At 63.8% G+C, this 9,306-nt stretch carries 11 protein-coding genes and 1 pseudogene; 7 read left to right on the top strand and 5 right to left on the bottom strand.

The window, feature by feature from the left end; genetic code table 11:
* The 5 genes and pseudogenes from AWJ14_RS22605 to AWJ14_RS00460 form a co-directional block, all read right to left on the bottom strand.
* Positions 1 to 247, bottom strand: a pseudogene (locus tag AWJ14_RS22605) (AAA family ATPase); the annotation flags it as partial.
* 4 nt (positions 248 to 251) lie between these two features.
* Positions 252 to 1,397, bottom strand: coding sequence for a hypothetical protein (locus tag AWJ14_RS00445; protein ID WP_066173403.1), 1,146 nt, complete (start codon positions 1,395 to 1,397; stop codon positions 252 to 254).
* Positions 1,398 to 1,515: 118 nt separating this feature from the next.
* Complete coding sequence (locus AWJ14_RS00450) at positions 1,516 to 2,604, bottom strand: coiled-coil domain-containing protein (RefSeq protein ID WP_066173406.1); 1,089 nt, start codon at positions 2,602 to 2,604, stop codon at positions 1,516 to 1,518.
* Between the two features lie 188 nt (positions 2,605 to 2,792).
* Positions 2,793 to 3,191 (bottom strand): c-type cytochrome, encoded by a 399-nt coding sequence (locus AWJ14_RS00455; protein WP_066173408.1) that lies wholly within the window; start codon positions 3,189 to 3,191, stop codon positions 2,793 to 2,795.
* Between the two features lie 103 nt (positions 3,192 to 3,294).
* Positions 3,295 to 3,897 (bottom strand): thymidine kinase, encoded by a 603-nt coding sequence (locus AWJ14_RS00460; protein ID WP_066173411.1) that lies wholly within the window; start codon positions 3,895 to 3,897, stop codon positions 3,295 to 3,297.
* A gap of 244 nt (positions 3,898 to 4,141) precedes the next feature.
* Here AWJ14_RS00460 and choX point away from each other — a divergent pair, with 244 nt between their 5' ends.
* The 7 genes from choX to AWJ14_RS00495 all read left to right on the top strand — a co-directional run.
* Complete coding sequence (gene choX, locus AWJ14_RS00465) at positions 4,142 to 5,071, top strand: choline ABC transporter substrate-binding protein (RefSeq protein ID WP_066173414.1); 930 nt, start codon at positions 4,142 to 4,144, stop codon at positions 5,069 to 5,071.
* Between the two features lie 72 nt (positions 5,072 to 5,143).
* Positions 5,144 to 5,998, top strand: a complete 855-nt coding sequence (gene choW / locus AWJ14_RS00470; RefSeq protein WP_066173416.1) for a choline ABC transporter permease subunit — start codon at positions 5,144 to 5,146, stop codon at positions 5,996 to 5,998.
* Positions 5,998 to 7,059, top strand: coding sequence for a choline ABC transporter ATP-binding protein (gene choV, locus AWJ14_RS00475; RefSeq protein ID WP_066174722.1), 1,062 nt, complete (start codon positions 5,998 to 6,000; stop codon positions 7,057 to 7,059). The genes choW and choV overlap by 1 nt, the downstream gene beginning before the upstream one ends.
* A 56-nt stretch (positions 7,060 to 7,115) precedes the next feature.
* Positions 7,116 to 7,877 carry an SDR family NAD(P)-dependent oxidoreductase gene (locus tag AWJ14_RS00480; RefSeq protein ID WP_066173419.1) on the top strand — a complete coding sequence of 254 codons (762 nt, stop codon included), beginning with the start codon at positions 7,116 to 7,118 and terminating at the stop codon, positions 7,875 to 7,877.
* Positions 7,878 to 7,882: 5 nt separating this feature from the next.
* Positions 7,883 to 8,665: a HugZ family pyridoxamine 5'-phosphate oxidase gene (locus AWJ14_RS00485; RefSeq protein ID WP_066173422.1), complete on the top strand. Its 783-nt coding sequence runs from the start codon at positions 7,883 to 7,885 to the stop codon at positions 8,663 to 8,665.
* 79 nt (positions 8,666 to 8,744) lie between these two features.
* The gene (locus AWJ14_RS00490; RefSeq protein ID WP_066173424.1) at positions 8,745 to 9,041 is read left to right on the top strand and encodes an ArsR/SmtB family transcription factor; all 297 of its coding nucleotides are present in this window, start codon (positions 8,745 to 8,747) and stop codon (positions 9,039 to 9,041) included.
* Positions 9,042 to 9,121: 80 nt separating this feature from the next.
* On the top strand, positions 9,122 to 9,306 hold a 185-nt coding region (locus tag AWJ14_RS00495), incomplete at its 3' end, for a heavy-metal-associated domain-containing protein (protein ID WP_066173425.1).

Below are 9,306 nucleotides of genomic sequence, written 5' to 3' on the forward strand. Positions count from 1 at the left end.
TCGACAGCATCGGGTCGTCGCCGCGGATCGCCTGGATGGTCTTCGAAAGTTCCACCTCGCGGGTGCGCCGGAGCCCCCCGGTCGAGACCGTGGAGACGAAGCGCCGACCGGAGCCGGCGAGCGGCGTCGAGGACCTGTCGTCCTGAGGGGCGAGCACGATCACCCGCGTCACCATGCCTTGCGCGAGCGTGCGGTGGCGGGCGATGTCGTCTTCCGGGATCGTGGTCAGGCCTGCGGTCCGGCTCATGGTCTCATACCTCGCTGATCACCTGGTTGCCCGACACCACATGCACGGTGAAGCCCGCAAAGATGCTCTCGGCCTCGCCCGAGGCATAGAGTGCCTGGTAGGCGTCATGCGGCACCAGCGCGTGCTTCTGGTAGGCGCTCACGCCCTGGCGCGTGGCTTCGAGATCGTCGGTGTCGATGTGATAAACGTCGCGCGCCGGCGTCGAGCTCCACAACCCGCGCTTGGCCGGGCTTTCCGAGATGGAAAACACCTCCTGCAGCGTCCAGGTCAGGAGCCAGGCGTTCTCGTCCTTGCGCACCTTGGACAAGATTGCAGAAATCCGGTCGGAATTGTCGGTGACGCCCGCCGAATAGAACGGCCCCAGCACGAAGCGGCGCAGCTGCTTGGGATGCAGGAATTCGAAATCGGCGTCGAGATTTTGCGCGATCGTCGCCGGCGAGAGCGAATAGGCGCCGTGCCTCTCGGCGGACGCATCGAAGCTGCGGGCGAATTCGGGATTGAGCAGGCCGCCGACCGGCAGCGGGATCTCGACCTTCGCATTGAGCTTGCCGTCGGGGCCGACCAGCATGCGCGCGATCGCCTCGCTCGAATCCTCGATCGTCGCCATATAGACCATCGGCAGCGTCTGGGTGCCGTCGAACACGCCCCAGTGCACCACGTAATAGGGGCGCCCGTTCTTGGGATTGACCGAGACGCGGATGGTCTCGGGCAGGATGAACGGTGCGAACACCGCGCCCTTGCCGATCTCCTCGAGATAGAGCCGTTCGGCGATCTGCTCCTGCAGCGCGGCGGGAAACGTCTTGTGGCGCAGGATGAAGTCCGCCATCTCTGCCTTCAGCGTGTCGGCATCGGGGATCGCCGCCAGCCGCTCGGCGGCGCTGACCCGGTCGTTTTCGAGCGTGAGAACGTTCTGGAACACCGGAAACCCGCTGTCGGCGCGGCTGATGCTGAACCGGTCCATGAAGCCGACCCGGTTTTCCCAGGCGGCAAAACTCGCCTCCAGCCGGTCGACATAGGGCACGATCACCTGGCCGATCAGGTCGTGGGCATAGAGCGGTGACGCGTCGCCGGACAGATAGACGCGCAGCGCCTTGAGCGCCGCGCGCATCGAGCGGAAATAGGCGCCGGCAACGCCGGTGTCAGCCCGCATCGCGCGCCTCCGGCGTCAAGGCGCGCCCGCACGCCCGCCCCACACGGGCGCGGCGCACAGCCAGACGGGCGCGGGCAGCTGGAAGCGTCGGTCGCAGGTCCACGGGGAGGCCGACGGCTCAACGCTTGACGTAATCGGCGGCGTTGTGCTTGGCCAGCACCTCGGCGAAGCGCCGGGCGAAGGCGTCGTCGGCGAGCTGCTTGCGGCGCTGGATGTCCTTGGTCGACAGCATGTTCTTCTCATGCATCTCCAGAAGATCGCCGATGTGCTTCTGCGCCGCAGCACCGATGCCCGCCATGGTCTCCTCGGCGGCGGTGTCGACACGGCTGCCGAGCGTGTTGATCTTGTGCGCCACGTCCTGCTGGGCGGCGGTCTTGAGCGAGTCCTCAAGTGCCTTGTAGAGCACAATGCGCTGTTCGGTATCGATCGTGAGCTTGTTGATCAGCGTGTTCTGCGCGGCGATCTGGTTGTTGAGCGAATCCACGAAGGTCTGGAACATCGAGGTGTAGCGTTCGAGCGTCTGGCTTTCGGCCAAGAGTTCCTGCTCCTTGGCCTGCCGCTCGTTGTATTCGGTGGCGAGCTTCGAGCGCTCGCTTTCGAGATTGGTGCGCGTCATCTGGTCGGTCGAGGCGGCGATCTGGTTCTCGATGTCCATCAGCAGCGGATTGAGCTCCTCGATGCGCTTCTGCGTGGCCTCGAGTTCGGCCATGGTTCCCTTGCGCCGCTCGATCACCTTGATCAGGCTCGCTTCCGAGGTCTTGTAGCGGCTGTCGAGGATGGCTTTCTGGTCCTTGAGGATGCCGGTGATGGTGTCGGACTTTTTCAGCAGCTCCTGCAGGTTGCCCGACAGCGACATGTTCCGCACCCGGTCCGAGCGCATCCGCTGCGCCCGCGACTTGGAGAACAGCGCCACGAAATTCTCCATCCCGGAGAAGCCCTTCATGCTTTCGAACTCGGCGCCGAACACATTGGTCGCATCCTCCAGCCCGATGATCAGGTCAGCGATGTTGGTCTCCATCATCCGCTGCTGGCGCAGCACGTCCTGGATGCGGGCATTCTCGATGTCGAATTGCGGGTCGCCGAGTTCGGCATCGGCCTCCGAGAGCTTTTCGAGCACGATGCCCGAAGCCTCGATCTTCGAGCGCATCTCTTCGACGGTGGCCCGGGTCTTTTCGATCTCGGAATCCAGTGTCCTGATGTCAGCCATGTCAGATATCCCCGTCTTGGGCGCCGGTGAACGGGCGCATTCCTGGTATGCCGGCCGGGCCGACCTCGAATGGGTTGTAACACCGGATCGGGGTGCCGCAAACATCCGCCCGCCATAAGTAGGAAGCCCGACCCACAAAAAAAAGCCGCCCCCGAAGGAGCGGCCTCTTTCGAACTCATGCGCCGGGATCACTCGGCTGCGGACGGGTCCTTGAGATAGGCGATCACGTCGTTGACGTCCTGATCCTTCTTGAGGCCCACGAAGATCATCTTGGTGCCCTTCGCCACGCCCTTCGGGTCGTGAAGATAGGTATACAGCGCCTCTTCCGTCCATGTCGGGACTTCTTCGGCGTGCTTCTTCATCGCGTCCGAATACTTGAAGCCCTCGATCGAGGCGACCGGACGGCCGACGATGCCCATCAGGGTCGGGCCGATCTTGTTCTTGTCTTCGGTGGCCGTATGACAGGCGGCGCACTTCTTGAAGACCTTGGCGCCAGCGGCGGCATCACCGTCTGCGAGCGCAGCCGTCGGAACCGAAAGGCAGGCCGCAAGCACGGCGCCGGAAAACAGGGAAGTGGAAATGCGCATAGACAGTCTCCGTTGGTTTGCAGATGTTACATGTTATAGCGCACCCCATGGCAAGGGCAATGCGCAGCGGTTGGGCAACAGGCCAAAATTTTCATCGTGGTCCTTAATCAACCTGCGCTCCGGGCTCCATCCCGTTAACAACATCATCCCAGTGACGGCGACAATAGGACACATATTTGTCGTTGCCGCCGACCTCGATCTGGGCGCCTTCGTGCAGGATGCGCCCCTCCGCGTCCATGCGCACCACCATCGTCGCCTTGCGACCGCAATGGCAGATCGTGCGCACCTCGCGCAACTCGTCGGCGATGGCGAGCAGGGCCTGGGATCCCGGAAACAGCTGCCCGCGAAAATCCGTGCGCAGGCCGTAGGTCATCACCGGGATCGATTGCCGGTCGGCCACCCGCGCGAGCTGCCACACCTGTTCTTCGGTCAGGAACTGCGCCTCGTCGACGAACACGCAGGCGATCGCGCCCTCGCCTTGAAGCGTCCGGATCGCCTCGAACAGGTCGTCCTCCGGCCGGAACGGGATCGCCTCGCAATCGAGCCCGATGCGCGAGGCGATGCGTCCGACCCCGCCCCGGTCGTCGAGCGCGGCGATGAACAGCACGGTGCGCATGCCGCGTTCGCGATAGTTGTAGGAGGCCTGCAATAGAAGCGTCGTCTTGCCGGCATTCATCGTCGAATAGCTGAAATAGAGCTTGGCCAAGGCGGATCGCTCTCCGTGTCCGGGTTTCATTTTCCGGCGCCCGCATCGTTCCGGAACCACCGTGGCGACTTCCCCGCCGCCGATTTCCGTGTATCTATGGCAGCCAGCCCGCCCGACTCCAGTCCTGCGTTTGCACTTTCAACAAGCCTTTTATACGTAGACCGCCTGGTTTGATGGGTTTGCGGGTTGAGTTTGCTGCCCTTAGGTGGTTGTTTCTGCCATCGGAACACGGGAGAGACCGACAATGAAAACAAGACTGACCCTTACTTTCGCCGCCCTGCTCGTCGCCGGAGCCGGCGCGGCCCAGGCGGCAGACCCCGAGTCGTGCCAGACCGTCCGCTTCGCCGATGTCGGCTGGACGGACATTCAGGCCACCACCGCCGTCGCCGGCGTCCTGCTCGACGCGCTCGGCTACGAACAGGAAGTCCAGGTGCTCAGCGTGCCTGTGACCTACCAGTCGCTCAAGAACAAGGACATGGACGTGTTCCTTGGCAACTGGATGCCCTCGATGGCCGCCGACGTGCAGCCCTATCTCGATGACGGCTCGGTGCAGACCATCGCCCAGAACCTTGAAGGTGCGGGCTACGGCCTGGTGGTGCCGACCTATGCCGCCGAAGGCGGGGTCAAGAGCCTCACCGACATCGGCAAGTTCAAGGACAAGTTCGACGGCAAGATCTACGGCATCGAGCCCGGCAACGACGGCAACCGCATCGTGCTCGAGATGATCGCCGATCCGGCCAACGGGCTCGAGGGCTTCGAACTGGTGGAAAGCTCGGAAGCCGGCATGCTCTCGCAGGCCGAAAAGGCCATCAAGGACCAGGAATGGATCGCCTTCCTCGGCTGGACCCCGCATCCGGTCATGGGCGAAATGCCGATCACCTATCTCGACGGCATGGGCGATTCCGGCTTCGGCGCGGCCACCGTGCACACCAATGTGCGCGCCGGCTTCACCGACGAGTGCCCCAATGTCGGCACCTTTGTGAAGAACCTGTCGTTCTCGCTGTCCATGGAAAACAAGATCATGGACGACATCCTCAAGGGCGAAGACCCGAATGCGGCGGCGCTGGCCTGGCTCAAGGCCAATCCCGATGCTGCAAAGCCCTGGCTCGATGGCGTGACCACCTTCGACGGCGGCGATGCCGCAGCGGCCGTGGCTGCCAAACTCGGCATGTAACCAGGATCGAACCGGCCCGGCGGCGCCAGTGGCGCCGCCGGGCCGGTTTTTTGCACGTCGGGGGACACGCAAATGGACGGATGGACCGATTTCATAACCGCCTGGAAAATTCCGGTCGGCCGCTGGGGAAAGGCGTTCTTCGATTTCCTCACGGACAATTTCGAATTCGTGTTCGACGCCATCGCCGACAGCCTCAAATACCTGCTCGACAGCATGATCGACGGCCTGTTGTGGCTTCCGCCGGCGGTGCTGGTGCTGGTGATCGCGCTGATCGGCTGGCGCATCCAGAAATCCGTAAAACTCGCGCTCGGCATCGTGCTGGGCCTGTTTTTCATCATCAACCAGGGCCTGTGGAAGGAAACGGTCGAAACGCTGGTGCTGGTGATTTCGGCGGCCTTCATGTCGATGCTGCTGGGCGTGCCGATCGGCATCTGGCTCGCGCACCGGCCGCGGTTCTACACCTATGTCCAGCCGATCCTCGACCTGATGCAGACGATGCCGACCTTCGTCTACCTGATCCCGGTGCTGATCCTGTTCGGCCTCGGCCTCGCGCCCGGCCTGCTGGTCACCATCATCTTCGCCTCGCCCGCGCCGATCAGGCTCACCTATCTCGGCATCACCTCGGTGCCGCGCCCGATGGTGGAGGCGGGCCTCGCCTTCGGCGCCTCGCGCCAGCAACTGCTGCGCAAGGTCGAGCTGCCCGCAGCACTGCCGACCATCATGGCCGGCCTGACCCAGTGCATCATGCTGTCGCTGTCGATGGTGGTGATCGCGGCGCTGATCGGCGCCAACGGGCTCGGCAAGCCGGTGGTGCGGGCGCTCAACACCGTCAACATCCCGCTCGGGCTGGAGGCGGGCATCGCCATCGTCATCCTCGCCATCATCCTCGACCGCATCTGCCGCGTCCGCATCGGAGCCACGTCATGATGACCCGCGCCGACGACCGCGGCTCCGTCCGCATCCGCAACGTCTCCATCGTCTTCGGCGAGAACACCGCCGAAAGCCTGGCGCTGGCCGATCAGGGCCGGTCGCGCACCGAGATCCAGGAGGCCACAGGCGACGTGCTCGGCGTGCACGACTGCTCGGTCGATATCCATGAAGGCGAGATCCTGGTGCTGATGGGGCTTTCGGGATCGGGCAAGTCGACGCTTCTGCGCGCCATCAACCGGCTCAACCACATCAGCCGCGGCTCGCTCACGGTCAACTGCGGCGACCGGAGCATCGATGTCGCCGCCTGTGACGGCAAGGAACTCAAGCAGCTGCGCATGAACACCGTATCGATGGTGTTCCAGCAGTTCGGCCTGCTGCCCTGGCGCTCGGTCTCCGACAATGTCGGCTTCGGGCTGGAAATATCCGGCGTCCCCAAAGCCGAGCGCGACGCCCGCGTGGCCGACCAGCTCGCCCTGGTGGGCCTCTCCGACTGGGCCGAGCGCATGGTCGCCGAACTGTCGGGCGGCATGCAGCAGCGGGTGGGTCTCGCACGCGCCTTCGCGACCGGCGCCCCGATCCTCCTGATGGACGAACCCTTCTCCGCACTCGATCCGCTGATCCGGACCCGGCTCCAGGACGAGCTGCTCGAACTGCAGGCGCGGCTCGGCAAGACCATCGTCTTCGTCAGTCACGACCTCGACGAGGCCATGAAGCTCGGCAATCGCATCGCCATCATGGAAGGCGGGCGCATCATCCAGTGCGGCACGCCGCGCGAGATCGTCAATTCGCCCACCAACGACTACGTGTCCGAGTTCGTGGCGAACATGAACCCGATCGCCATGCTGCACGCCCGCGATGTCATGACCCCCGGCAGGCCCGACGGCAGGCGCGGCCAATTGCCGCTGTCGGCCTCGGTGACACCCGATACGCCGCTGTCGGATGTCATGGCCGCGCTCGCAAGACGCGATGGGACGATCGGCGTTATTGACAATGGCGCCGTCGCAGGCTCCATCACTGCAGAGGATATTGTCCGGGGGTTGACGCGGCACCGCCGCTAGGCTCCCGGTCGTCTGAACCGGATCCGACCGGATCCGGATAAAACAAGGAACGCACCATGGAAGTTAAGGGCAACGCTGCCATCGTCACTGGCGGGGGTTCGGGCCTCGGCGCGGCCACCGCACGGGCATTGGCAACCGCCGGCGCGAAAGTCACGCTGCTGGACGTCAACCTGGCCCAGGCCGAAAAAGTCGCCGCGGAGATCGGCGGCAAGGCCCTGAGCTGTGACGTGAGCAATGCGGCAGCCGCCGAGAAGGCCCTTGCGGAGGCCGCCGACGCGTTCGGCGAAGCCCGTATCCTCATCAATTGCGCGGGCATCGCTCCGGCCGGCCGGGTGGTCGGACGCGAAGGCCCGCACGATCTCGAGCTGTTCCGCAAGGTCATCGAGGTCAACCTGATCGGCAGCTTCAACATGCTGAGGCTTTTCGCCGACCGCGCCGCGAAGCTCGAGCCGCTCGCCGATGGCGAACGCGGCGTGGTGATCTCGACCGCTTCTGTCGCAGCCTTCGACGGCCAGATCGGCCAGGCGGCCTATTCCGCCTCCAAGGGCGGCGTGCACGCCATGGCGCTGCCGATCGCCCGCGAGCTTGCCCGCTTCGGCATCCGCATCATGACCATCGCACCCGGGATCTTCGCGACCCCGATGCTGCTCGGCATGCCGCAGGAAGTCCAGGACAGCCTCGGCGCGTCGGTGCCGTTCCCCTCCCGTCTCGGCCAGCCCGAGGAGTATGCGCGGCTCGCCATGCACATCATCGACAATGTCATGCTCAACGGCGAGACCATTCGCCTCGACGGCGCCATCCGCATGGCCCCCAAGTAACGCCCATGAAGGAACCGGTCAAAACCATTCGTGACACGGATGACGCGGCCCGGCGGCTGGCCCGGAAGCTCATACGCGGCGCGCGCTACGGCGCCATCAGCGTGATCGAGCCCGGGACCGGCTTCCCGTTCGCGAGCCGGGTCCTGACCGGCCTCGACATCGACGGCGCGCCGGTGATCCTGATCTCCGGCCTGTCGGTCCACACGGACGCCCTCAATGCCGATCCGCGCGCTTCGCTGCTGTTCGGCGAACCCGGCAAGGGCGATCCGCTTGCCCACCCGCGCATCACCGTGCGTGCCCGCGCCGAGCGGGTGCCGCGCGACGGGCCCGTCCACGCGCGGCTTCGGGCCCGCTTCATCGCCCGTCATCCCAAGGCGGCGCTGTATGTGGACTTTCCCGATTTCGCCTTCTTCCGCATGATTCCGCAATCGGCCAACATGAATGGCGGTTTCGGCAAGGCCTACCTGCTCGAGGCGGCGGACCTGAAAATCGATTCGCCCGCCATCGAGGACGTCGCCCAGATCGAGCGAAGCGTGATCGCGATGATCAATGACGACCAGCCCGGAACGGCGGACCGCTACGCGAAGGCCCTGGGCAAATCCAAGAAGACCGGATGGGTTGTATGCGGGGTCGATTGTGCCGGCCTCGACCTTACCAACCTAGACGAGCTTTTGCGCATCGAGTTCGACTCAGCCGTGAGCCAAGTATCTGAATTGCGCGGCAAATTAGCAGAACTTTCAGAAGCAACTGGCAAAAATAGGGGTGTACATAAGACGTTTTTTGGTTGAAATATCTCAATCACATTTTTTTGAGTATTTGGTTACATTTTTTGATTGAGCCGCGCGCGGCTATGACGAGAGACACTAAATGATCGACCCTCACCTTTTGGAAGCGCACTCCGGAGAAGCAGCAGACCTTCTGTCCGCCATGGGCAATCAGAAGCGCATGATGATTCTGTGCAACCTCGCCAAGGGCGAAATGCAGGTTGGAGCCCTTGCAGAGAAGGTCGAACTCAGCCAGTCGGCGCTGTCCCAGCACCTGGCCAAACTCAGGACCCGCAACCTGGTCAAGACCCGGCGCGACGCCCAGGCGATCTATTATTCGATCAACTCCGAACCGGTGTTCGAGATGCTGCGCACGCTCAGCAACATCTACCGCGGCTGAGACCGGCGCCAGGGTCGCTTCGGCCGGCTTGACGGCCCCCTGTTTCAATCCCCATATGAGGCAGGAAAGGGACCAGAGCAATGACAGTTTCAATTAAAATAGAAGGCATGCACTGCGGCGGATGCGTCCGCTCGGTGGAAAAGGCCGCTTCGGCGATCGATGGCGTTTCCAATGTCAATGTGAGCCTTGAACAGGGCGAACTGACCGCGGATGTCGCCAGCCCCGAAGTGGTCGGCGCGCTCAAGGGCGCTATCGAGGATTGCGG

The sequence above is a fragment of the Parahoeflea olei genome (assembly GCF_001703635.1).
Lineage (GTDB): Bacteria > Pseudomonadota > Alphaproteobacteria > Rhizobiales > Rhizobiaceae > Hoeflea > Hoeflea olei.